24 protein-coding genes and 1 pseudogene are annotated in these 24,477 nt (G+C 39.8%); 13 read left to right on the forward strand and 12 right to left on the reverse strand.

All coding sequences use genetic code 11. The features are described 5' to 3' along the window. Window positions 1-793 (forward strand): RNA-guided endonuclease InsQ/TnpB family protein (locus tag PL9631_RS18650; protein WP_231516786.1); only part of this gene is annotated, 793 nt, incomplete at its 5' end. On the opposite strand, the pseudogene PL9631_RS18655 reads toward PL9631_RS18650, so the two are convergent. Together PL9631_RS18655 and PL9631_RS18660 are read right to left on the reverse strand one after the other, a co-directional pair. After that, window positions 723-956, reverse strand: a pseudogene (locus PL9631_RS18655) (Uma2 family endonuclease); the annotation flags it as partial. The gene PL9631_RS18650 and the pseudogene PL9631_RS18655 overlap by 71 nt on opposite strands. Before the next feature lie 16 nt (window positions 957-972). Further along, complete coding sequence (locus PL9631_RS18660; protein ID WP_083622632.1) at window positions 973-1,653, reverse strand: J domain-containing protein; 681 nt, start codon at window positions 1,651-1,653, stop codon at window positions 973-975. 148 nt (window positions 1,654-1,801) lie between these two features. Here PL9631_RS18660 and PL9631_RS18665 point away from each other — a divergent pair, with 148 nt between their 5' ends. The 7 genes from PL9631_RS18665 (at window position 1,802) to PL9631_RS18695 (ending at window position 8,137) form a co-directional block, all read left to right on the forward strand. Continuing rightward, entirely contained in the window at window positions 1,802-2,623 is an 822-nt protein-coding gene (locus tag PL9631_RS18665; RefSeq protein ID WP_083622633.1) for a DNA/RNA non-specific endonuclease, read from the forward strand. Window positions 2,624-2,826: 203 nt separating this feature from the next. Continuing rightward, entirely contained in the window at window positions 2,827-3,558 is a 732-nt protein-coding gene (locus tag PL9631_RS18670; RefSeq protein WP_083622635.1) for an SIMPL domain-containing protein, read from the forward strand. Window positions 3,559-3,737: 179 nt separating this feature from the next. Next, the gene (carA, locus tag PL9631_RS18675; RefSeq protein WP_083622636.1) at window positions 3,738-4,889 is read left to right on the forward strand and encodes a glutamine-hydrolyzing carbamoyl-phosphate synthase small subunit; all 1,152 of its coding nucleotides are present in this window, start codon (window positions 3,738-3,740) and stop codon (window positions 4,887-4,889) included. Between the two features lie 106 nt (window positions 4,890-4,995). Beyond that, window positions 4,996-5,352, forward strand: coding sequence for an STAS domain-containing protein (locus PL9631_RS18680; protein ID WP_083622638.1), 357 nt, complete (start codon window positions 4,996-4,998; stop codon window positions 5,350-5,352). Window positions 5,353-5,490: 138 nt separating this feature from the next. Further along, window positions 5,491-5,886: a Mini-ribonuclease 3 gene (locus tag PL9631_RS18685; RefSeq protein ID WP_052331020.1), complete on the forward strand. Its 396-nt coding sequence runs from the start codon at window positions 5,491-5,493 to the stop codon at window positions 5,884-5,886. Between the two features lie 159 nt (window positions 5,887-6,045). After that, window positions 6,046-7,653, forward strand: a complete 1,608-nt coding sequence (gene rlmB, locus PL9631_RS27420; RefSeq protein ID WP_083622900.1) for a 23S rRNA (guanosine(2251)-2'-O)-methyltransferase RlmB — start codon at window positions 6,046-6,048, stop codon at window positions 7,651-7,653. A gap of 259 nt (window positions 7,654-7,912) precedes the next feature. Beyond that, window positions 7,913-8,137, forward strand: a complete 225-nt coding sequence (locus tag PL9631_RS18695; protein ID WP_083622639.1) for a DUF1816 domain-containing protein — start codon at window positions 7,913-7,915, stop codon at window positions 8,135-8,137. A gap of 29 nt (window positions 8,138-8,166) precedes the next feature. Here PL9631_RS18695 and PL9631_RS18700 read toward each other — a convergent pair whose 3' ends face one another. The 5 genes from PL9631_RS18700 to PL9631_RS18720 all read right to left on the reverse strand — a co-directional run bounded on the left by PL9631_RS18700 (window position 8,167) and on the right by PL9631_RS18720 (window position 14,471). Further along, window positions 8,167-8,994, reverse strand: a complete 828-nt coding sequence (locus PL9631_RS18700) for an alpha/beta fold hydrolase (RefSeq protein WP_231516787.1) — start codon at window positions 8,992-8,994, stop codon at window positions 8,167-8,169. A gap of 218 nt (window positions 8,995-9,212) precedes the next feature. After that, entirely contained in the window at window positions 9,213-10,523 is a 1,311-nt protein-coding gene (locus PL9631_RS18705; RefSeq protein ID WP_083622640.1) for a serine hydrolase, read from the reverse strand. A gap of 77 nt (window positions 10,524-10,600) precedes the next feature. Beyond that, entirely contained in the window at window positions 10,601-11,503 is a 903-nt protein-coding gene (locus PL9631_RS18710; RefSeq protein WP_083622642.1) for a succinate--CoA ligase subunit alpha, read from the reverse strand. A gap of 45 nt (window positions 11,504-11,548) precedes the next feature. Further along, window positions 11,549-12,703 (reverse strand): ATP-grasp domain-containing protein, encoded by a 1,155-nt coding sequence (locus PL9631_RS18715; RefSeq protein ID WP_083622644.1) that lies wholly within the window; start codon window positions 12,701-12,703, stop codon window positions 11,549-11,551. Window positions 12,704-12,890: 187 nt separating this feature from the next. Further along, complete coding sequence (locus PL9631_RS18720) at window positions 12,891-14,471, reverse strand: glycosyltransferase (protein ID WP_083622646.1); 1,581 nt, start codon at window positions 14,469-14,471, stop codon at window positions 12,891-12,893. Between the two features lie 145 nt (window positions 14,472-14,616). Between PL9631_RS18720 and PL9631_RS18725 the strand changes: the two genes are divergently transcribed. The 3 genes from PL9631_RS18725 (at window position 14,617) to PL9631_RS18735 (ending at window position 17,841) form a co-directional block, all read left to right on the forward strand. Continuing rightward, on the forward strand, window positions 14,617-15,828 hold the full coding sequence (locus PL9631_RS18725) for an RNA-guided endonuclease InsQ/TnpB family protein (protein ID WP_083622647.1): 1,212 nt from the start codon (window positions 14,617-14,619) through the stop codon (window positions 15,826-15,828). A gap of 381 nt (window positions 15,829-16,209) precedes the next feature. Further along, window positions 16,210-16,599, forward strand: coding sequence for a type IV pilus biogenesis protein EbsA (ebsA, locus tag PL9631_RS18730; protein WP_083622649.1), 390 nt, complete (start codon window positions 16,210-16,212; stop codon window positions 16,597-16,599). A gap of 153 nt (window positions 16,600-16,752) precedes the next feature. Next, window positions 16,753-17,841, forward strand: a complete 1,089-nt coding sequence (locus PL9631_RS18735) for a phosphotransacetylase family protein (protein WP_083622651.1) — start codon at window positions 16,753-16,755, stop codon at window positions 17,839-17,841. Between the two features lie 71 nt (window positions 17,842-17,912). Here the strand turns inward: PL9631_RS18735 and PL9631_RS18740 are convergent, their stop codons facing one another. After that, a complete protein-coding gene (locus PL9631_RS18740) occupies window positions 17,913-18,455 on the reverse strand; it encodes a Uma2 family endonuclease (protein WP_083622653.1) in 543 nt (180 codons plus the stop codon). A gap of 124 nt (window positions 18,456-18,579) precedes the next feature. Between PL9631_RS18740 and PL9631_RS18745 the strand changes: the two genes are divergently transcribed. Further along, entirely contained in the window at window positions 18,580-19,458 is an 879-nt protein-coding gene (locus tag PL9631_RS18745; protein ID WP_083622655.1) for a DNA-methyltransferase, read from the forward strand. On the opposite strand, the gene PL9631_RS18750 is transcribed toward PL9631_RS18745, so the two are convergent. Further along, window positions 19,455-20,054 (reverse strand): PDDEXK family nuclease, encoded by a 600-nt coding sequence (locus PL9631_RS18750; protein ID WP_083622657.1) that lies wholly within the window; start codon window positions 20,052-20,054, stop codon window positions 19,455-19,457. The genes PL9631_RS18745 and PL9631_RS18750 overlap by 4 nt on opposite strands. After that, on the reverse strand, window positions 20,035-20,289 hold the full coding sequence (locus PL9631_RS18755; RefSeq protein ID WP_083622658.1) for a helix-turn-helix domain-containing protein: 255 nt from the start codon (window positions 20,287-20,289) through the stop codon (window positions 20,035-20,037). The genes PL9631_RS18750 and PL9631_RS18755 overlap by 20 nt, the downstream gene beginning before the upstream one ends. Before the next feature lie 136 nt (window positions 20,290-20,425). On the opposite strand from PL9631_RS18755, the gene mnmG reads away from it, so the two are divergent. Continuing rightward, entirely contained in the window at window positions 20,426-22,342 is a 1,917-nt protein-coding gene (gene mnmG / locus PL9631_RS18760) for a tRNA uridine-5-carboxymethylaminomethyl(34) synthesis enzyme MnmG (protein WP_083622660.1), read from the forward strand. A gap of 61 nt (window positions 22,343-22,403) precedes the next feature. Here the strand turns inward: mnmG and PL9631_RS18765 are convergent, their stop codons facing one another. Then, window positions 22,404-24,131: a mechanosensitive ion channel family protein gene (locus tag PL9631_RS18765; RefSeq protein ID WP_083622661.1), complete on the reverse strand. Its 1,728-nt coding sequence runs from the start codon at window positions 24,129-24,131 to the stop codon at window positions 22,404-22,406. A gap of 93 nt (window positions 24,132-24,224) precedes the next feature. Then, window positions 24,225-24,446, reverse strand: coding sequence for an ATP-binding protein (locus PL9631_RS18770; RefSeq protein WP_156090628.1), 222 nt, complete (start codon window positions 24,444-24,446; stop codon window positions 24,225-24,227). Between the last annotated feature and the right edge of the window lie 31 nt (window positions 24,447-24,477).

Raw genomic sequence — 24,477 nt, forward strand, 5'->3', positions numbered from 1 at the left:
TTTCACAGATAAAAAAGGGATTGGTAAGCTAAAACTAAAAGGAACGTGGAACTTAAACTACTACCAAATAGAACAGATAAAACGAGTTAGGTTAGTGCGTCGTGCTGATGGCTACTATGTTCAGTTTTTAATTAAAACTGATGTAAAAGTAGAGGTTAAACCAACTGGTAAAACTATTGGTTTAGATGTAGGACTTAAGGAGTTCTACACAGATAGTAACGGACATACAGAACCCAATCCCCGATTTTATAGAACAGGTGAGAAACGGTTGAAATTTTATCAACGTCGCGTTTCTCGCAAAAAGAAAGGCTCTGCCAATCGAAAAAAAGCCATTAATAAATTAGGCAGGACACACCTTAATATAAGTAGGAAGCGTGAAGAACGCGCCAAGAGAATAGTGCGTTGCGTGATCAAATCTAACGATTTAGTAGCCTACGAAGATTTAAGGGTTAAGAATTTAGTCAAAAATCATTGTCTTGCTAAATCTATTAATGATGCTGGTTGGTATCAATTCAGGAAATGGTTAGAGTATTTTGGTGTGAAATTTGGTAGGATAACTGTTGCAGTTAATCCATCTTATACTTCTCAAAATTGCTCTAGTTGTGGTACTACAGTCAAAAAATCTTTATCTACTAGAACACATATTTGCCAATGTGGATTTGTACTAGATAGAGACTGGAATGCAGCAATTAATATNATAGCAATTTTAGTATTTCTATATTTTAACCGACATTCCAAATTTCTTGTAAATCTAATACAAACCCCGGAAGCACATCTTCCCCAGAAAGACTAACAGTAGATTGTAAAATTTCCACTTCTTTCCCGAAACGATAGATTTATACGCGCTGATTTTGAGGATCAATTAACCAACCCAGTTGAGTCCCATTTTCCAGATACTTTTGCATTTTTTCTCTGAGGATTTTGAGAGTATCGGTTTCTGAACGTAATTCAATTATAACACCTTTTTAGTTCTTAGGAAATCTTTTTCATTTCTTCCTGGGCTTCTCGACGGGAACCGGATGCCATTCTAAGCATTTCTTGTCCCGTATGTAGGGAAGAATAATCATAATTTAAGGTAAAGGTTTCTAATTCATTCAGTCCATCCTCTAAATGATTCAGGGTATAATAAATATGGGCAGCAACCCCAGCAACTGGGGAGGGATTTCGTCGAGAACGAAAGAGGGTTTGAGCTTGATTCAGCAAGTTTTTACAAAGTTCAATATAAGCCTGAAACTCCTCCATTAATTGATCATCAAAGGGATCTGCTGATAATTTATTGACTTCGGATTTTAGGGGTTTTAAAATTTGATTAATATAACGATTAATGGGTTTATAAACTTTATTAATCCAGATTGTTAATTCTGCATCGGCTTCCGTTGCTTGTTTTTTAACCTTGGAAACAAAGGGTTTTACGGAGTCGAAATCGGGATTTTTGCCTAAACCGAGTTCTCGATCATGGGACTGACGTTTTTGCGGATCACTTAATACTTCATAAGCCGCATTAATCTGAATAATTTGGTTATGATCAGCCGATTGATTTTGACTATCAGGATGAAAGACTTTTGCTAATCGACGATAAGCTTGTTTGATTTCTGCGGCTGTTGCTGCGGGGTTCACTTGTAAGGTACTGTAGTAATTTTTGAGCGGAGTCATATCGATTGATCTAAGATTAATTAGGGATTCCTATAGAATGGTTTTCAGACCCTCTTGATTGTAGCGCGATCGCGATTGATAATGGCTAGTATTTTTTTTCTGGGCTGTGGATTATTATTGATCCTATGAATTATGATTCAGGGTTAATATGAAATTAAGTAAAGTATCAGGATTAAATATTTTACGGTATTTGGGTATTGGGTTTGCTGTTTTCCTGACTTTAACCGGATGTCAAACTCTATTTAAACAGCCAACAGCATCGGAGATTCATCTGAAACTAGGAAACCCAAGTCAAGCAACGGCTGATCCTCAAAATCCTACTAATTTTCTAATCGAAAAACCTGAATTTGTTCTTTCTTATAATAGCCAAACGGGAACAGCAAATTGGGTCAGTTGGCAACTTAATTCATCTTGGTTAGGAACAGTAAAACGTCAAAATAATTTCCGACCCGATGCGAGTTTACCTCCAGGTTGGTATCCAGTTCAACCGAATGATTATCGGGGTACGGGTTATGATCGCGGTCATTTAGTGCCTTCGGGCGATCGCACCGATAACCTTGACCAGAATAGCACAACTTTTTTAATGACTAATATCATTCCCCAAGCCCCAGTATTAAATCGAGGGATTTGGAGTGATTTAGAACAAGACTGTCGAGAATTGCTGGAAAAAGGCAAGGAATTATATATAATTACTGGCGGTGAAGGTAAACTAAAAACTATTGCTAAAGGTAAAGTAACTGTTCCGAAATGGAATTGGAAAGTTATCGTTATTTTAGATAAACCGAATCAAAAGGTTACGGAAAATACCCGCATTATTGCAGTGAGAATCCCTAACTCTAATTCCTTAAAAAAGCATTGGCGAGATTATCAAGTTTCCGTCGATGAAATTGAAAGACATACAAAATTAGATTTTTTAACGAATATTCCCAAAACGATTCAAGACAAACTAGAGAGTCAAGTGAATGATTAGATACTTAACCGATAACCAATAACTGATAACTCTTACACTGTTAACTGATGACTGATAACTGATGACTGATTTCTACTGACTGTTTATCCCGAATCTTGGAATAATAGAGCGAAATCGAAGAATAGCCGGGATAAAAACAACTTCTGTATCAGTCATAATATCCTGATGGCTATACCCCTTTCGTACTTGAGAGAACGTCTACAATGTCTTTAACTCAATCTTCTTCAATCAATCCCTGGAGTCTGATTACCGCCTTATCCTTAAGTTTAGGATTAGTGAGTATTCCCTTAATTGCTCCAGTTTTCGCCCAGGAACAACGGGTCAGAACCCTGACGGTTAGCGGTCAAGGAGTTGTAACTATTCCCACCACCCAAACCCAAGTACAGTTAGGGGTGGAAGTTCTAGGCAAAACCGCCGAGGAAGTTCAAACAGAAGCCGCGAAAAGGACTGCCTCGGTGGTAGAATTACTGCGATCGCGCAATGTTGAGAAACTCGAAACCACCGGAATTCGCCTCAACCCCACCTACAGTTATGCCAACGATCAACAACGATTAACCGGATATTCCGCCACCAATACCGTCAGTTTCAAATTAAACACCGAAAAAGTCGGAAGTCTGCTTGATGATGCCGTCAAAGCCGGAGCAACCCGCATTGATGGGATTAGTTTCATTGCCTCCGATACCGAAATTAACGCCGCCCAACAACAGGCTTTAAAACTCGCCACCCAAGAGGCCGAAAGTCAAGCCAACGCCGTATTAAGCGCCCTGAATTTAACCCGTCGAGAAATTATCGGAATTCAAGTTAATAATGCCAGCGCCCCTGTCCCCATGCCCGTAATGTACAGAACAGATGCCGTAGCAGCAGCCCCAGCCACTCCCGTTATCGGTGGAGAACAACAGGTTAGAGCCTCCGTCACCTTGCAAATTAGTTATTAGGTAGTCGGATATTGAAGAAGTTAAACAGGATCAACTCCCCTGGTGTTTCCCATTACCCATCCGTAATTCGTAATTCGTAATTCGTAATTCCCTAAAGTCATGTAATCACAACACCAAGACAAGATCCATTCGTCAGTCTGGAATAATATTGAGGTGATTCCAGATTCAAGGTAGATCAAATGTCCCTGACCTCTGCACAACCCGCTTTACTTGTTCTTGCTGATGGAACCGCCTATACGGGCTGGTCATTCGGCGCTCCGGGAACCGTGATTGGAGAAGTTGTCTTTAATACGGGTATGACCGGATATCAAGAAGTATTGACCGACCCCAGCTATTGTGGACAAATTGTCACCTTTACCTATCCTGAGTTGGGCAATACTGGCGTTAACTCCGAAGATGAAGAATCCGCCTATCCCCATGTCCGAGGGGCGATCGCCCGTAACATTTGTCACCGTCCCAGTAATTGGCGGTCTACTCAGTCCTTACCCGACTATTTAAAACAGCACCATATCCCCGGTATTTATGGGATTGATACCCGCGCCCTGACTCGGAAAATTCGTACCGTTGGAGCGATGAATGGGGCGATTTCCACGGAAATTTTAGATCCAGGGGAACTGCAAAATTTAGTTCAACAGGCTCCGAGTATGGCCGGGTTGAACCTGGTTAAAGAAGTCACCACCCAGCAACCCTATGAATGGTCAGAACCTACAGACACCGCTTGGGAGTTTAGTGATTCTGCCACTGGGGAGCAACAACCCCGTTATACCGTCGTTGCCTTAGATTTTGGGGTGAAACGCAATATTCTGCGACGGTTGGCCAGTTATGGCTGTCGGGTGATTGTGGTTCCAGCTAATACATCCTCGGAGGAAATTCTTAAATACAATCCCGATGGGATTTTCCTCTCTAATGGCCCCGGTGATCCGTCGGCTGTTACCGAAGGCATCGCCACCACGACAGAATTAGTCAAGGCGGAAAAACCCGTATTTGGGATTTGTATGGGCCATCAAATTTTGGGCCTATCCCTGGGGGCTGAAACCTTTAAACTCAAATTTGGTCATCGCGGCTTAAATCAACCCGCAGGTCTGGCACAGCAGCAAGTCGAAATTACCAGTCAAAATCATGGATTTGCGATTGATCCCGATACCTTAGCGTCAGATATCCAAATTACTCATCTGAACCTGAATGATCGCACCGTTGCGGGCTTGAAACACAAAACTTTACCTTTGTTTTCAGTTCAATATCACCCCGAGGCCAGTCCTGGCCCCCATGACGCTGACTATTTGTTTGAGCGTTTTGTTCAAGCGATGCAGCAACAGCAAGAGCAGAACTAATATCCTTTTGTCCCTCCTAACTTAGTAGACAATTCCTTGAAAAGCCTTTATACTAGATCGGCGATGTCAAGCTTTATGTAGTTAGGAGGGTATCATTCCTGAGCAACTGAATTTAACCGTGAGCCTGCGGGGTACACGGGATGTCCAAGACAATTATCAGATCTTCCGCCTAACTGGATTGATGGATGCTTTCTCAGAAGGCACTTTTAGGAAGGTGGTAAGTAATTATATAGAAAAAGGCCCCAAGCACATTATATTGGATCTCTCTCAGATAGATTTTGTAGACAGTTCTGGATTAGGGGCGCTTGTTCAGCTTGTAAAAAAAGCTCAACAGGGCGAGGGAACCTTACAGATTGTTTCCAATCCTCGTGTAACTCAAACTGTTAAATTAGTTCGCTTGGAAACGTTTCTCTCTTTACAGCCATCTGTAGAAGATGCGATAAAAAACATCAATAACGCCTAGGTGTGAACCTCAATTGGGTAGTGCCACCCCGATAAGGTGAGGATACTCAGTCAATGGGATCAGGGTGGAATAATCCTTACTACGACCTTTTAACGACTAACGAGTTAATCTGTTGGTTAGTCCCTATCTCTGGATCAAATGCTCGATCAAAGCCTATCACCAGAACAAGTTCAACGGATTTCTCCCGCGTCTTGGGCCTATTTAGGAGATGCCGTTTATGAACTCTACATTCGTAGTTTTTATCTGATGCCCCCAAAGCGATCGCATTTGTATCATCAGTTAGTCGTGTCTCAAGTTCGCGCCGAAAGTCAAGCTCGTCACTTGCGATCGCTAGAACCTCACCTTACCGAAACGGAATTAGATGTTTTAAAACGGGGTCGAAATGCAGCTTTTGGATATCCCAAAAGACTCGATCCCCAAACTTACCAACAGGCCACCAGTTTAGAAGCATTATTCGGGTATTTGTATTTGACGAATCCGCAACGTTTAGAGGAATTGTTTAATTATCTTGAGCTCGATTCTAAAGATTGTTGATTGTTGATTATTGACTGCTCAATGGTACGGGAAAAACCGGTTAACTTAAGTTAAAAACTCTTAATTTAGGAGAAAAATACGGCTTTTGGGCAGTCGTTGATGTCAATTAATCAAACTCCCATCTCTACACCCATCTCATTTCTTATCTCGCTAATTATTATGCCAAAGTTTAGTCGTTCCAACACTCCATCGAGACCTTCTAAGAAACCGTCGAGTCGCCCTAAGTTTAATTCTAAATCGGGAGAACGAGATAACAGTAAGCCTTCTCGATTCTCGGATGATAGAAAACCTTCTCGATTCTCAGATGACAGAAAACCTTCTCGATTCTCAGATGATAGAAAACCGTCTCGATTCTCAGACGATAGCAAACCGTCTCGATTCTCAGACGATAGCAAACCGTCTCGATTCTCAGACGATAGAAAACCGTCTCGATTCTCAGATGACAGAAAACCGTCTCGATTTGCAGACGACAGAAAACCGTCTCGATTTGCAGATGACAGAAAACCGTCTCGATTTGCAGATGACAGAAAGCCTTCTCGATTCTCGGACGATAGCAAACCTTCTCGATTCTCAGATGACAGAAAACCATCTCGATTCTCGGACGATAGCAAACCGTCTCGATTCTCAGATGATAGAAAACCGTCTCGATTTGCAGATGATAGAAAGCCTTCTCGATTCTCAGATGACAGAAAACCATCTCGATTCTCAGATGATAGAAAACCGTCTCGATTCTCAGACGATAGAAAGCCTTCTCGATTTGTAGATGACAGAAAATCCTACCGATTTTCCGATGAGCAATCCGACAACTATCGGAAATTTTCAGATGAAAGAAAGGAATCTTTTTCTACTTACCAACCTGAACAAACAACAAGAGAAAAACCCAGTAAGTTATTAAATCAACACCAACCTAGACAACATCAAAATTCTTTACCTTATCCCCAAAAAAGTCAACGAATTGTTGAAGATATCAAACCAGAATTTGTTGATGAATATATCGAATCCATAGATATTGAAAATGAATTAATTTATGGACGACGTACTGTTCAAGCTGCTTTAGAAAATGAGCGATCGCTAAGTCGAATTTGGGTTGTTGCCCAACTCAAATCCGATCCCCGATTTTTCAAGTTATTGCAAGAAGCAAAAGCCAACGGTGCGATTCTTGATGAAGTTACCTATCAACGCTTAGATCAACTCACCCAAGGCGCTAATCATCAAGGTGTGGCCGCTCAAATTTCTCCCTATACTTATAAAGACCTGAGTGAGTTAATCGAAACTGCTCAAGCCGCCAGTGCTCAACCCGTGATTCTGGTTGCCGATGGGATTCATGATCCCCACAATTTAGGTGCTATCATTCGGACAGCAGAAGCTATCGGAGCCCAGGGTCTGATCATACCCCAACGTCGGGCTGTAGGTATTACCTCCACGGTGATGAAAGTTGCCGCTGGTGCACTAGAAACTTTCCCCGTCGCCAGAGTGGTTAATCTGAGTCGGGCTTTAGAAGACCTCAAAGCCGCTGGATTTTGGATTTATGGTACTTTAGCCGGCGCGCAACAATCCTTACCTACTGTGGCTTTTAATGGTGCGATCGCCCTAGTTGTTGGGAATGAAGGCGAAGGTTTAAGTCATTTAATTGAACAAAACTGTGATGTTTTAGTTTCAATTCCCTTATCGGGAGAAACCGCTAGTTTAAATGTTTCCGTAGCAACGGGAATGGCGCTGTACGAAATTTATCGCCAAAGACAATTTCCCGCACCTGAATTGAGTTAAAAAGTATAAACGGATGGTTTAGGGTTGCAATTGTTTAAACAAACTATTCAATAACAACCCTAGGGATTTCGTGCTTCATAACTACAGAGTTTTCAGATAATTTACATCTAAAAAATTTAACTTTTCCCTGAAAACTCTCTCGCCTATTCTGAGCAATCAAAATATTTGTTTAATCTAAAATTCATTTGATAAGGGTTGATTTTTACAGATAAAGACTTTGCTCAGTTTATTGAAAAAATCAAGATCATTGATAGTGAATATGAAAGAACTTCTGATTAGCCTACTCAACGTTTTTGGATGTGCTTTATGGGTAGAAATTCTGACAGAAACTCCAAACTGTACCTACTATTTCGGGCCATTTATCAGTCAACAAGAGGCTCGAACTTCTCAAGTTGGTTATCTCGAAGACCTAGAAGCAGAACACGCACAAGGAATTAAAGTTAAGATTAAACGCTGTAAACCCCATACCCTAACCATTGCATAAATAATAAGACAGTTTGTTGTTGCGCTTTATCACTCCAGGTATGGGCGATCGCCTAACGACAATTCAGCGATCCAATCATCAATATCTGTAAGTACAAGTTGGGGAATTTCCCAAGGGAATAAATGGGCGGTATTTGGATAACAATAAAATTGAGAATTGGGTAAAAATTGCGCCGTTTCCTGACTGGATGTGGCGGTAATATGCCGATCGCATTCTCCGGCTAAAACTAAAGCCGGACAGTGAATTTGTTGTAAGTATTCCAAGCGATTATAACCTAATCTCAAAGATTCATTTAAGGCTTGAGTGGCAAACCCAGAAGTTTTTATAAAAGCTGGAATTGCTTCCTTTGCTAAATAGTGGTAGGCGCTGGAATTATGTTGTTGAATTAAATAGCGAAAGAGCGATCGCTTTCCCAAGGTTTCAATATTCCATCGCCAACGGGGAAATACCCAATTAATAATTCCAGCTAAACCCGTATAAACATAATCTAAATTTGAAATCGGAGGATGATTTCCCCTGGGTTTTGCCGCCGAGGCAATTAAAATTAAACCTTTAACTTTTTCGGGAAATTTTAAGGCTAATTCTAAGGCTAAAATTCCCCCTAATGACCATCCCAAAACCAGACATTGCTCAATATTAAATTCTTGGAAAAGTGTTTCTAAATCCTGCAAATGATCCTGCATTTCAAACCCTTGACGGGTGCGACTTTTTCCATACCCTCTTAAATCCGGTGTGAGGGTAAGATACTGTCGGGAAAAATGGTTAGTAAAAACCGACATACATTGACTAGAACCCGGATGGCCATGTAAACAAATAATCGGAAATCCTTGACCTTGAATTTGGGTATTTAACCGCAATTGCTAACCTCGCGAATTGTTTATATCGGTCGTGAACTACCATCAGTTATTAGTGTAATAGTTATCAGTAAAAAGTTAACAGTTAACGGTAAATTCACCGTTCCCTATTCCCTATTCCCTATTCCCTATTCCCTATTCCCTATTCCCTATTCCCTATTCCCTATTCCCTATTCCCTGTTCCCTGTTCCCTGTTCCCTAAGGCTATAACTGATGACTGATTAAAGTTGCCCATTCTCAACAATATATTCAGCTATTTTATGAATGCTCTTGCTAATTTGGGGAACATTAGCCGTATTATTATCAATAGCGGTAATAATATATTTTTCTCCATTAATTTGAGCCGCGACTGTTGTTCCAATTACCCTGGAATTTTGACCTGTTTTTTCTCCTAACCATTTGGTTTTCGGTAATCCTTGTAAACCCGCATAACCAATAACTCGATCATATTGACGATTTAAGGCATCAATTAATACCTGGGATGAGGGCTGTTCATAATTATAAACCTGTACCATCATTTCCGTGAGTTCGTTACTGGTTAATCGATTTCGTCCGGTTCCCGGTCGCCAAGGCATAATCCGATCGCCCATTAATTTAAAATTAACTTTTGTGAATTTATAGCCTTGGGATTCTAAATATTTATTAATATAATCCGAACCTAAATAATCAATTAATTGATTAGTAGCAATATTACTACTGTGATCAATCATTTGTCCCATTAAATCTTTTAAAGAGTAAGATTGACGGGCGCGAATTGATGAAGCATCTTCGGTAAAATTGCCTCCCACAACCAGAACTTTTTGCTCTAAACTAATTTTTTCCTCACCTGTTTTATGTAAAAGTGCGATCGCCACAGGAACTTTAATTAAACTCGCCGGACTCGCCGGAGGTTGATTTCCTCGTAAATTAACACAATCTCGTTTTAGGGTACAAACTGTTAACATAGCTTGACGAGTTAACCCGCTTTCTTGACGAATTTGTTCTAATATTTTTGAGCGAGCATCTAATAATTCATCGGTAATTTCTGATAAACTGAATTTGTATTCTTTAATTTTCTTAGAGGTTTGACTAGCTAATAAGGAATGGGGAGAAATTTCCTCTAAATTATTAATTGCTTTTCCCCAAAGTTCTTGAACTTGTTTTCGTTGTTGGGGAGAGGGATTATCAGGATTAGCAATTTTTTGCGCTTGGGTTACTAAACGGCTGGCTTGTTGCCAATTATCTTCGGCTCGTTGTTCAACTAATATTTGAATCTCAACAGTTTTTAACTTTTGTAATAAAATTTCATCGGGTTCAAATTTCAGGGGATCGGCAAATAAAGAATTAAAAAAATTAGGTTCGGGTTGATTTTCCGGTGGCGTTTCTAACTCTTGAATTAAGCGATCGCGCAGGGTAATTAACTCTTTTAAAGAACCAGCCCCATAGAATTGTGAAGCCACCCCCAGGGAAGGAAGTACCTGAGTCAGTCCCAAACCCAAGATGATCCCTATACTACCCGTTACCGTTGTAGCCCAACGCCAAACTTGACGCATCCTTAAACTCCTCACACACAAGTTCCATCAGTTTATCAAAAATGGGAGCAATCAGACCCAAATCCTTAAAAAATCCGTTATTTTTTGGGTTTTTTTATAACTTTTTTGACTAATATTGGAATTTCAGAAGGCTGTTTAGCAACCAGAACCTCAGCATTTTTAAAAGCAGAAACTTTACTTTCAACCGTTCCGGGATCGACCATATTCTTAACCACTTTTGAAGTCATTAATAGACTAGCATGACCCAAAAGTTTGGTAGTCGGAGCATGGAACCCAGCCACATAAGCAACAACGGGTGTATCAATCGATTCTGCAATATAAGAAGCCGCTTCTTCTTCGCTAGTTCCCCCCATTTCTCCAACTAAAACAATGACATCCGTATTTTCATCTTCATCCAAAATTTCTAACCATTGCAAAAATGAAGAACCGACAATAAAATCACTCCCAATACTAACAGCAATTGATTGACCTAAACCTGCTTGAGTTAACTCCGCCGCCACTTCATAGGTTAAGGTACTACTGCGACTTAATAATCCCACATTTCCCGGTCGATAAAATTCAGGTGGATGGGTTCCTAATAATAACTGATCAGGAATAATAATTCCCGAACAATTAGGGCCAATCACTAAAGTTTCTGTGATTTCCGCCTTCCGAACTAAATGCACCATATCTAAAGGGGGCACTCCCTCGGTCACAATAATTAACTGACGAATTCCGGCTGCAATTGCTTCTAATGCGGCATCCAAAACTTGATAGGGGTGAACAAAAATCACACTAATATCAATTTCACCCAGATTAGCAATCACTTGTTCTACCAAATCAAAAACAGGAATTCCACTTAACTCCCGTCCTCCCTGACCCGGACTAACACAGGCGACAACACGAGTTCCATAGGTTTTCATCTGCACCACTGCATGGGTTAAGGAGGGCGATATTGTTGTACCCTGTATAATTACTTTAGTATCAGGAGTTAAATTCATATTTGATCATTATTCACAAAAAGTTTTAGAAATTTAATCAACTTGCTATTTGGCTAAATTAACCGCTGCCGTCACAGCCAAATCCAACCGATCAAATAAATTCACAGGTAAATCAGTAAACTGTTCTATATCAGATTCCGGGTGAACTCCAGCCAACCTCAGAACAAATTTAGGTAAATTACTGGTTCTAGCTTTTCGTTTCAAATACCCGGCAATTTCTACTAATAAAGAAGAACGAATGATCGGTTGAACCCACAGATTAATCACAACTACTTTAACCTGTTTAGATTGAGTTATGCGATCAATTCCTTGATATAAACGTTGGCGAAAACTTTCTGTAATTTCATAGTGATCTGCCCCACCTAAATTCAAGAAATTAGCAGGTTTTCCCGAGGATTGCATGATTAAATCCAACGTTGCCATCGTTAAACCTGCACCATTGCATAAAATCCCAATATTACCTTGTAATTCAACTAAATTCAGTTCGGGGTGAAACAATTGATCGGAAATTATCGGTAGGGAGAGAGAACTACATTTTTCTTGAGCTTTTAGTAAAGTAATTAAGTCTTCATGGCGGCCTAATGCTCCATCATTAGCAATCACTTTTCCATCCAATGCCATCACCTCTCCCGTGGGACTAATCCCCAAGGGATTAATTTCTACGAGATCCAAATCTTTCTGCACAAACAGACGATACATTTTTTCCACAATGGCACTGACCAAGAGAATTAAATCTCCCTGCAATCCCATTTTTAGGATTAAACGTCGAGCATAAAAAGGAGAAAAGTCTTGATCTACTATCACTTGCTGAATTTTGGAAAGGGTCGCTTCCACATTTACCCCCCCCTGTTGCGATCCCAATAACACCGGACGCCGTGACCCAGAATCTAAGGTGACGGCTAAGTATAATTCCCGATCCGCATCATATTTGGCTTCTGCTAACAGGACTTGGGGACATTCACCCCGAATCGGCAAATTAAAAATCATTTGGGCCGCAGCAACCGCATCGATGGTATTTTCCGCAAAGCGAATGCCTCCGGCTTTTCCCCTACCTCCTGCCCGGACTTGGGATTTTAACACCACCGGATAGGGAATTTTTAAACCCTTTAAATCCTGAGCATTGTTAATGCTTTGTGAGGGTAAAACCGGAATCCCCATCTCACGAAATAAGGTTTTAGCTTGATACTCTAGCAAATCCATAATCAGTTATTAGTTATTAGTTATTAGTTATTAGTGATCAGTGTAAGAGGTATCAGCCATCAGTCATGGGTTGACAGTAAAGAGTTCATCGTTAATATTTGTGGGCTAAAAACAGTTAACTGTTCACTAATAACTGATGACCATTGACTGTAAACTTCTTAACTGATAACTGATAACTGTTGACTGATTAATGATTATTGCCTTGATGAACGGTCTTGACCCACTTGAGTTGTTTGGGACGAATCCCCATCCGAGGGGTTGTACTTCCTACTACTAATAACCAGTGGAGCATATAGATCGTACCCCGCAGGGTATCAATTCCAAGGGTTAACTTTTCGGAAAGGGGAGGTAATGTCTCGCTGTTGTGGGTCGAATCCCATTCAGAGTTAACATTAACCATTGTCCCTTCTGTGTGACGAATCCGTCGTAATCCTAAGAACATTCCCAACAAAGACAGAGTGAGGGTAAAACAGGTTAGGGGTGTGGTTAAGGGTAAACGACCTTGAATCAGCGACAGCACCAAATCAGGAACCGCCGCCGTCGGTAGGATATATTGGGTGAGCCAGAAGCAAAACAAATCCACGGTTTTTTGAGTTCCCATGCGGTTGCCCAGAATCAACTGCCCATAGTCTAAATAGCGTTGATAGCCGCCTTCTGCCCAACGGTTGCGCTGATGCCAAAGGGCTTTGAAATCGGTGACTCCCTCCTCATAAACCGGGGGAAAGGATAAACACTCAATATCCCATTGATCCAAATGCAGCCGAATAGTTAAATCTAAATCATCGGTAATCGTTTCTTCATTCCAACCGCCACAGCTTAACAGGGCTTCCCGTCGGACAAACTGCCCATTGCCCCGCAGTTCTCCAATCCCACCAATACTAATGCGTTTTTCTTGGAAATAGGCATCTAAAGCCATTTCGGCGGCTTGGGAGCGAGTCCAAAAATTTTCGGAAGCATTATTAATCGCTTTTCGCACTTGGACGGCCCCGACTGATTCTCGATGGAATAGGGGAACAATATGGCGCAACATATGCGGTGCAATTTGAGCATCGGCATCAAATACCCCGATAATCTCTCCTTGAGTTAAGCCTAAAACTTGATTTAATGCCCCTGATTTTCCCCCACTGGCATTAGCTGAACGCCGCAATACTTTGAGTTGTGGATAGTCTTGGCCGAGTTTTTCCAGCACAACGGGGGTTTGATCGCTACTATGATCATCAACAACCCATAATTCATAACAATCACTGGGATAATCCAAGTTACATAAATTTTTAACTAATTGACTAATAACGGCTTCTTCATTTTTAGCCGCCACTAATAGGGAAATATAGGGCCAATCCTGTTGGGGTTTTTCCGGTACGGTTTGTTGTTGGGAGCGTCTCGGAGCTAAGAAAAGTCTGAGGGCGTGAAGGGATAATAGACCTGTTAAACCCAGGGTAAACCCCATCCCCCAGGACACAAAATGCAGGGCAATCATCCCGCCCCAAATTAAGATTAAGGCAAGGGCGGCTTTCCGTCTGCGGCCTTGATACCAATGGGGAAAAACCTGGAAATTTGAGTGGCTTTGAGTCGAACCGGTACTCGGGCGCAATGGGTCATTCGTAACCGAGGGGTAAAGCATGGAGGATCGAGTCTCACGGTATCGACTTTCTTCCTGATTCTGTTGATACTGGGGAGCCGGAGATTCACCAGGACACTGTTGATCACGGGTGAGCTTCTTGATATCACTGTTGTCAGAATCCTGTTCTGGCCAAGACTGTTTTGGCATAGATAATCTGATTTACCCCTCAATATTCGTCCAATCTGCTACCAGTGTATCTAATATTGTGACCAAAAAAATGGGATACAAGCCTCGCCCTTCTAGGGCGACTTTATTTGTGTTATGATATTGCCGTATAGTTTTTCCACGTCAAATGATAGTCCTAGAGTTTAAGGCAAAAGGGAAAACAACTCAATACGCTGCTATAGATGAAGCGATTAGAACTGCTCAGTTTGTACGCAACAAGTGTATCCGTTTTTGGATGGATAACCGAGGCGTAGGACAGAAAGAGCTTTATCGCCATAACACAGCATTAAGAGCCGAATACCCGTTTGTTAAAGCCTTAAACTCTCACGCTTGCCAAGTTGCGGTTGAAAGATCATACACTTCAATTGCTCGTTTTTACGACAATTGTAAAAAGCAGGTTTCCGGTAAAAAAGGTTATCCAAAATTCAAGAAAAACAACCGTTCAGTTGAATATAAAATTTCTGGATGGTCACTTTCTGAAACTAGGAAGCAAATCAGTTTCACAGATAAAAAAGGGATTGGTAAGCTAAAACTAAAAGGAACGTGGAACTTAAACTACTACCAAATAGAACAGATAAAACGAGTTAGGTTAGTGCGTCGTGCTGATGGCTACTATGTTCAGTTTTTAATTAAAACTGATGTAAAAGTAGAGGTTAAACCAACTGGTAAAACTATTGGTTTAGATGTAGGACTTAAGGAGTTCTACACAGATAGTAACGGACATACAGAACCCAATCCCCGATTTTATAGAACAGGTGAGAAACGGTTGAAATTTTATCAACGTCGCGTTTCTCGCAAAAAGAAAGGCTCTGCCAATCGAAAAAAAGCCATTAATAAATTAGGCAGGACACACCTTAATATAAGTAGGAAGCGTGAAGAACGCGCCAAGAGAATAGTGCGTTGCGTGATCAAATCTAACGATTTAGTAGCCTACGAAGATTTAAGGGTTAAGAATTTAGTCAAAAATCATTGTCTTGCTAAATCTATTAATGATGCTGGTTGGTATCAATTCAGGAAATGGTTAGAGTATTTTGGTGTTAAATTTGGTAGGATAACTGTTGCCGTTAATCCATCTTATACTTCTCAAAATTGCTCTAGTTGTGGTACTATAGTCAAAAAATCTTTATCTACTAGAACACATATTTGCCAATGTGGATTTGTACTAGATAGAGACTGGAATGCAGCAATTAATATTCTGAATTTAGCCTTGGGTACGGTAGGTCATACCGGAACCTGGATTTTTAATCCGAACGCTTCGGGAGACTTAGCCTCTACTGTTTTAGGTGTAAACCTATTGCAGCAAGCCGAGTCATTGAACGAAGAATCCTCGTCGCTTTAGCGCGAGGAGTGTCAAGCTATCTACAAATATTGAGGTTCATAGCCTCGTCTTCACCGGCTGGCGGAAAACTCACAAGGATAATCGCTTGTCGGTTGATTTTATTATTGATTAATTAACTTAAATTATAAAAATCCTAATCGTGAAATCATTCTTGATTATACGAGCATCAGGCTATATATAGCGTGCATCTAAAAATATCGCTCAAATGTTAACAAAACCTGACTAAACAAAGCCAAGATATTAGAATTCTTTCTGAAGGATTGGATGAAACTGCTGCTACTACTGATAACGGATTACAAGGTCAGGGTCAGGTTTTTATCCTTTAGGATGACAACTGGGCTAAATTAAGAGTAAGTAATCCGATCGCAGGAGTAACAATCTATGACCGACATGACAGTCGCTCTGACTCAACTCAAAGCCGCCGAGAAACGCGAAATTGGGGTCTACCTCCCCTACTATGATGAAAAGAAGCGGAAATACTTACCCTATTCGATTAGCCTTTATAAAGAAAAGAGCTTGGAAGGCGCCCGTAATATTGATGGCGGAGATGGCATTCCCTTTGTGGCAACTTGGAATGTTTCCTCTTTACCCGCCGATTTAACCCGTTGTCGAGTACAGTTTGATGGCAATGCCGATCTCAGTTATGAAGTGATCCTGTGTAACCATGAATTTATTAAGTATTTAATTGAAGTTCTTCAAAATTTTAGCCGGACTCGTACCGTTGATTTTTCTCAAGAGTTCTACAAGAAACTTTTGCATTTGGATCATTAAATAAGGATTCACTCTACAATATAAAGGCTACTGTTAAACTGTGTTAATTTCCTTTGAAAAGACTCATTACCCCCAATATTTTCAGGGGGAGTCTGGAGGAAATGTCATGATTTTTTGAATTGAACAATAACAAATTGAGGAGTAAATTTGGTCATGGATCATCGAAAATATATATTAATAGGGTCAACAGAGCCTTACACGGGTAAATCAGCCATTACCTTGGGTCTGGGTCATCTGTTTCAGGATAAGGGGTTAAAGATTGTGTATGGTAAGCCTTTGGCTACCGAGATCAGCGATGAGGATGAATCCTTTGATGCTGATCTTCAGTTTGTGGCTCAAACCTTAAAATTGTCTCAAGAACAACTGCTGTTGCCGATTTTGACCCTAGATGAAACCACAATTCATCGACGTTTACGAGGCGAAGATCCGGTCAAATATACTGAATCTTTGACTTCCTATCAACCGGAATCCTCTGCCGATCTGATTTTACTCGAAGGGCCAAGAACATTGCAAGAGGGACTGTTATTTGGTTTGTCTGTTCCTCAAATGGCGGAGCAACTGGATGCGTCGGTTTTGTTGGTGGCGCGTTTCAATTCTCACTTAGCATTAGATGATTTACTATACGCTCAACAACGTTTAGGCGATCGCTTATTAGGAATTATTATTAATGATGTTCCCCCCGAAAAAATAGAAATTACCACCACTCACATCCAACCGTTTTTGGAAGCCCAAGGAATTCCAGTATTTGGAGTTTTACCCAGAAATCCTATTTTACGAAGTGTCACCGTTAAAGAGTTAGTTAAACAGTTGAAAGCCCAGGTTCTTTGTGGTCATGAACGCTTAGATTTGATGGTAGAAAGTTTGAGTGTCGGCGCGATGAATGTCAGTTCGGCGATGAAGTATTTTGATAAATCTGTGAATATGGCTGTGGTTACCGGGGGCGATCGCACCGATATTCAACTAGCAGCTTTAGAAAAGTCTACTCACTGTTTAATTCTCACGGGTCAACTCCCCCCCGCACCCATGGTTTTAAGTCGGGCTGAAGATTTAGAAGTACCCGTCCTTTCTGTTGATTTAGACACTTTAGCAACGGTAGAAATTATTGATCAAACCTTTGGTCAAGTTCGTCTCCACGAACCGATCAAAGTTGCTGCTGTGAATCAACTGATGGATAAACATTTTGAACTGGATCGTTTTATCCAATGGTTAGGAATTTCCTTACCTGTATCGGTGATTCGCTAGTCTGAATCCTTGTAGAGATGTTGCTGGTAATGTCTCTACAAAGTTAAACGATAATATTCAGGTTTCTGATTTTAATTTAATAGTCTTTCAACGGATATCTCCATATCTGGAAAAGCCAAGGGGATTATGTTACCTTGATCAATAATTTTTTGACTCAAATAAGTATTATTTTCAGGATTTCTAAATATGATTAATTGTTTTTGGGATAAATCTAAAACCCAATATTCTTGAATTTCAGCTTGAGCAGAAATTGATAATTTTAATTCTAAATCTTTTTTTAAACTACTTTTAGCCACTTCTATGATCCAAAAAATATCCTCAGCATAGGGATGATGATGATCATAACGTGACTCTGGAGGCTGAACAATGGCAATATCCGGTTCAAGTTCAGAATCAGATAAACTAATGGGGCCATTAAAACGAATATCGGCTTTACCTGTCAGTAGAGTGGCTAAGTATTCTACTCCTCGCTTGGTCTTATTATAATGAATAGGACTTTCTGGACTCATTTCAACGATTTCACCTGCTAATACTTCAACTTTGCGATCGCACAAAATCCCAGCATCAATCATCTGGTGATAATCCTCTACAGACCATTTTGCTAACGTTTTCATGGCAGAATTACCTGTTTTAATTATATAGTTGAGTTGTTTCTATATTAACATTTTTTAGGGAGTTGCCACAAATCTAATAACTGTCTTACAATTAAAGTAAGTTTAGAATCTTAATTAACTGATCATGCAGCAACTTTCTATATCGTTCAAAAATATTGATCAATTTCCTTATCACAACTATATTTCTAATCAATCAGATCAAAAACCTTGCTTTATTTCAAAACAGGGAGTGCTTTTTGAAGAAGATTGTATAACGCTTTTAAAACAGATCAATAACAGTATAGCTGATGTCATTTTTGCTGATCCGCCCTTTAATTTAGGGAAAAAATATGGCAAAAAGCATAATGATAGCCTCGAAGATAGTGAATATCTAAACTGGTGTTATACCTGGTTGGATGAATGTTGCCGGATTATTAAAGACGGGGGCAGTTTATTTATTTACAATTTACCTAAATGGAATATGCTGTTAGGCTCTTATTTAATGAATAAGGGTTTAACTTTTAGACATTGGATTACTATTAGTCAAAAATCGAGTTTACCTATTCCTGGGCGATTATATCCTAGCCATTATAGTCTTTTGTACTATACAAAAGGCAAGCCGAAAGTATTCCGTAAAATTAGAACTCCCATAGAAACTTGCCGTCATTGTGGGGGTGAAATTAAAGATTATGGCGGTCATCGTCAAGCAATGAACCCATTAGGAGTCAATTTAACCGATGTTTGGACAGACATTCCTCCTGTGCGTCATTGGAAATTTAAAAGTAAAAAACGGACAACTAATCAACTCTCAACCAAAATTTTAGATCGAGTCATTGAAATGTCAAGTTTACCCGGAGATTTAATCATTGATCCCTTTGGCGGAAGTGGGACAACCTATGCAGTTTGTGAAGCTACGGGTCGCTATTGGATCGGAATGGAAATTCAAAATTGTGATGTGATTATTGAACGTTTAACAGAAGGAAATCTACACTATCATAAAAATAGTGATTATGTTGAGGGTTAGTTATTAGCACGTCCATCTGTTCCTTTAGGAATTCTAGGAACATCAAAACTGATTTCATCTTGTTCAATCCCTAGAATAACTAGAACCCCTGGATAGGAGGAAATGCTGTTTAACCAAAAGTTAAAATAAGGTTCTAATTCTTCATAATTACCAATTCTATCCGTTAAATACTTAGCTAATGTTCGACAGGGAACAATCAAAAAACCAGCAATAATGAGTTGCTGCTGAATTGCAAATGCCATTTTATTCAAAGAACGATGGCTTGAGGAAACATTTCCAGTTTCCCACTCAGCAACAGCGATTTTACCCCGACTTGTCAAAACTGCGTCAACTTTTCCCAAACCAGTGATTACGGCTAACTCTGTCAACCATCCTTGCTCTTTTAAATCTTTTATAAAATTATTTTTAATGGGTTTTACACCATTTCCTTCTGCTCTCTTTTTCCCACTTTCAGGATAAATTGAAAAAGTTCCAGTTCCTAAAGGCCAGTCTACTTGTTTAATTGCATTTTCAACCTGCTTTTTTGCTTGGATATAAATGGGATTATTTAAGGTTTCTAATGAATGGGATAAAATTCTAATCTTCAGAATCTTCATAAAGTTCTAAAGTCTTTAACTGAACTTCAATTTTCTGAATAAACTGGGATGGCGGAATGTCTAAAGCCTCAGCAAGTCGAAACAAAACATTCAGAGTTGGTGATTTTACTCCTCTTTCCAAAAGACTAATATAAGTTCGATGTAAACCAGCCTCAAAAGCCAGTTCTTCCTGACTTAAATTCAAAGCTTCTCGCCTTTGCTTTAATACTTTTCCAAAGACTTTTGCTAAAGTCACGCTTTGCTAAATAACTAGACAAAAATCATCCTAAGACGTTATGAACTATAAATCTTCAGACTATAGTATGCAGACGGGAGACTGTTTCAAAGAATCGCTAAGATTAAAGAAAAGATATTGCTATCCAATAGAAACGATGACCCTAACACCCTCGGTAGAATTTTTAGATGAATTTGACATTATTGTGGTCGGGGCCGGACATTCGGGCTGTGAGGCCGCGCTGGCTGCGGCCCGGTTGGGATGTCGCACCCTCCTCCTAACCCTCAACCTGGATAAAATCGCTTGGCAACCCTGTAACCCGGCTGTTGGAGGCCCTGCTAAGTCCCAACTCGTCCATGAAGTCGATGCTTTGGGGGGAGAAATTGGCAAAATGGCCGACCGTACCTATTTACAAAAACGGGTGCTGAACATTTCTCGTGGCCCGGCGGTGTGGGCTTTACGCGCCCAAACGGATAAACGGGAATATGCCGCGGTGATGAAAAATATTGTAGAAAATCAGGATAATCTGACCGTCCGAGAAGGGATGGTCACGGATTTAATTTTAGGTAAAAATCAAGAAATTATTGGGGTTGAAACCTATTTTGGAGTTGCCTTTAAATGTCAAGCGGTGATATTAACAACGGGGACATTTTTAGGGGGAATAATTTGGGTTGGTAATAAATCAATGGCGGCGGGACGGGCGGGAGAATTTGCCGCCGTTGGGTTAACAGAAACCCTCAACCGTTTAGGCTTTGAAACCGGACGATTAAAAACTGGAACTCCGGCGCGAGTTGATAAAAGATCTGTGGATTATTCTAAATTAGAACCCCAACCCGGAGATACAGAAGTTCGCTGGTTTAGTTTCGACCCAGAAGTACAAATTCAACGGGAACAAATGTGTTGTCATTTGACTCGAACTACGGCGGAAACTCACCGAATTATTCGAGAAAATTTGCATTTATCTCCGGTTTATGGCGGTTGGGTAGATGCGAAGGGCCCCCGATATTGTCCGAGTATTGAAGATAAAATTGTTCGATTTGCCGATAAAGAAAGTCATCAAATTTTTATTGAACCCGAAGGTCGAGATATTCCTGAATTATACATACAAGGATTTTCCACGGGCTTACCAGAAACCTTGCAATTGCAAATGTTAAGAAGTCTTCCGGGGTTAGAAAATTGTGCCATGTTGCGTCCAGCCTATGCGGTGGAATATGATTATTTACCCGCCACTCAATGTTATCCAACTTTAATGACAAAAAATATTGAGGGGCTATTTTGTGCGGGGCAAATTAATGGTACAACCGGATATGAAGAAGCCGCAGCCCAGGGTTTAGTGGCGGGAATTAATGCGGTAAGATTTGTTAAACATCAAGAGATGATTGTATTTCCCCGGGAACACAGTTATATCGGAACTTTAATTGATGATTTGTGTACAAAAGACCTGCGAGAACCCTATCGGGTGTTAACCAGTCGGTCGGAATACCGGTTATTATTACGGTCAGATAATGCGGATGAACGATTAACACCTTTAGGTCGAGAAATTGGGTTAATTGATGAGCGTCGCTGGGCGTTATTTGAACAGAAACAAGAGAATATTGTTGGGGAAAAGGAACGTTTATACTCAACTCGAATTAAAGAAAATGATCCGGTGGGAATGGCGATTGTTAATGATACCCAACAAAAAATTAAAGGGTCAATTACCTTGGCGGATTTGTTGCGCCGTCCGGGGTTGCATTACGTTGATTTAGAACGGTATAATTTAGGGAATACTCTTTTAAATCAAGTGGAAAAAGAAGGAGCAGAAATTGAGATTAAATATTCAGGATATCTGCAAAGGCAACAAAACCAAATTGACCAAGTGAGTCGCCAATCTAATCGAGCATTATCGGAAGATTTGAATTATCTCAAAATCGAAACGTTATCAATGGAAGCGCGAGAAAAGTTAATGAAGATTAAACCTTTAACCATTGGTCAAGCGTCGAGAATTGGGGGGGTAAATCCCTCGGATATTAATGCGTTGTTGATTTATTTGGAGGTGAGAAACCGTCAACAAACTGTTACTTTCAATTCCTAGATTTCAGAAACCAGAAACCCAGAAACCCGGTTTCTTCGAGAAACCCGGTTTCTATCTATTTTTAGGGGAGGTATGGGACAACCCAAAACCCTATTCCATTATGATCAAAAGCAAGTTTTATGCGTCGCCGAAATTCATTAGAAACCTTCCATTGCATCCCCGGACGGGTTTGAATGGCTATATTTAATTCAGCCCCAGAAGTGGTTAAATCAGTCACCCCATTCCAAACAATAGGAGTAAGAATTAGGTCTTGCCAATCCCGTTCATTTTTCATTTCTCCAATCACTTTTTTCATGATATTTAAAGCCAAATCAAGATCTGAATTATAGGTAACTTTTACTTTAAAATCTATTCTTGACCAGTCTTTAGTTTGATTATGAACAATATTAATACTTCCATTCGGAATCGTGGTTAAGCGTCCTTCTTTTCCCCGAATTTGAGTAATCCGTAAATTCATATATTCAACAACACCTGAGATATCCCCAACGGTAATAAAATCTCCGACGGCATAGTGATCTTCTAGGAGCATAAAAACTCCATTTAATACATCTCGAATTAAGTTTTGTGAACCAAAGGAGAGGGCTAAACCAATAATCCCTAAACCTGCAACTACTGGTGCAACAGGAATTTCTAAGGAATCTAAAACAACAATAAACCCAATCCCAATCCATATTGCTTTAGCCATCCCTTTTAAAACAACACTATAGGTTAAAAAACGTAATTCTTGACGATGGGCAGCAATGGGAGTGAAATTATCATTTTGATGATGTTCTTGAATTGATGCCAAAAAAGAGTCAATAGCAAGATTACTAATGCGGATGATTATTCCCACAATAATTGCTACTATTAAGATATATTCAGGCCCTTGAGTAATCACATAGGAAAAGTATCGTGTTTGGGGGAAAAAGTCAGTAATTTTCCAAACTGCCAATAACCAAATTAACCCTTGAATTACTTTCAAAACCAATCGACGAAACTGATTTGTATTATATTTCTTTCTCCAGTTTCTGACTTGGGTTTCAACTTCGGCTAATTGCGCCGGATCATTTAATTCAGTAGGATTATTATTCGCACTTTCGAGATAGTAATTTAATTCTGGTTTTTGTTCTTTAAGAGTCTGTTTTTTTTCGGCTAACCGTTTTTGTAATAAATAAACCACAAAACTGAATAAAGCACAGAATAAAAGCACCCCCAATGACCATAAACCCGCTTGATATAAATAGGCAGGTTGGCGCTGTTTATGGCTACTCTGTAAACCAAATTTTATAATTTCTGTTAACTTATTAGACCAGATTTTAAGAGAATAACCGTTATATTCCGCGTCCGCAGCAGTAACCGTAAGAATGGCTCTTTCTTGCAATTCATCATTGTCAGTTACAAAAATCTGAGTGTTTCCTTTCTGATCAGTTTTAGAGGTTACGGTCAGAGCATCATAATTAAAACCCTGAGATAATCCTCCGCCGTATAATTGATTATCTAAAATCCCATAGATTTCATTTTGAATAATTTTTGCCCGTTGTTTAATCGAGAAACCCTTATTTTTTTCATTAACATCAACAGGAATTTCCATAGCCACCCTAAACCACTCAGAGCCATCAATCACCACCGGTGCAGAAATTAGATTTCCGACTCGAATAATCGAGGTTAGGGGGTTAACATCACTGGGTAAATCACTCTGTGCTAGTGTGGGTGGAATACTCCAAGTTAAGATAAAAGAAAATAGAGCAATTCCTATTCCTAAAATGAATTTATAAAAAGGACGCTGCTTAAAGATTTGTGTTTTTAACATGGATAAATAGATCAAATTAATCTGTGATTTAATTCTAGCTCTTGTTTGATCAAAGTTGAATCGATGATTTAGGCTAACCTAATATCTAAATATCTAACGATACATGATAAAAATATTGAGGTTGCGATCGCCGACTCTTTTATATTGAAACTCATCAACACCACTAATGGTTAAATAGATCCCTAAACCGCCAATTCTTCGTTCTTCTAAAGGGAGATCAAGGGTTTCTTCTTCTAAACTTAACTTTTCCCTGGGATCAAAAGAACTCTTGCAAAATAATTTTATGGTATTATGGTAAGTTTTGCTCAATTTCATAAAATCCCAGAGACTAACCATTCTTCACAAA

This window comes from Planktothrix paucivesiculata PCC 9631 (assembly GCF_900009265.2).
GTDB lineage: Bacteria > Cyanobacteriota > Cyanobacteriia > Cyanobacteriales > Microcoleaceae > Planktothrix > Planktothrix paucivesiculata.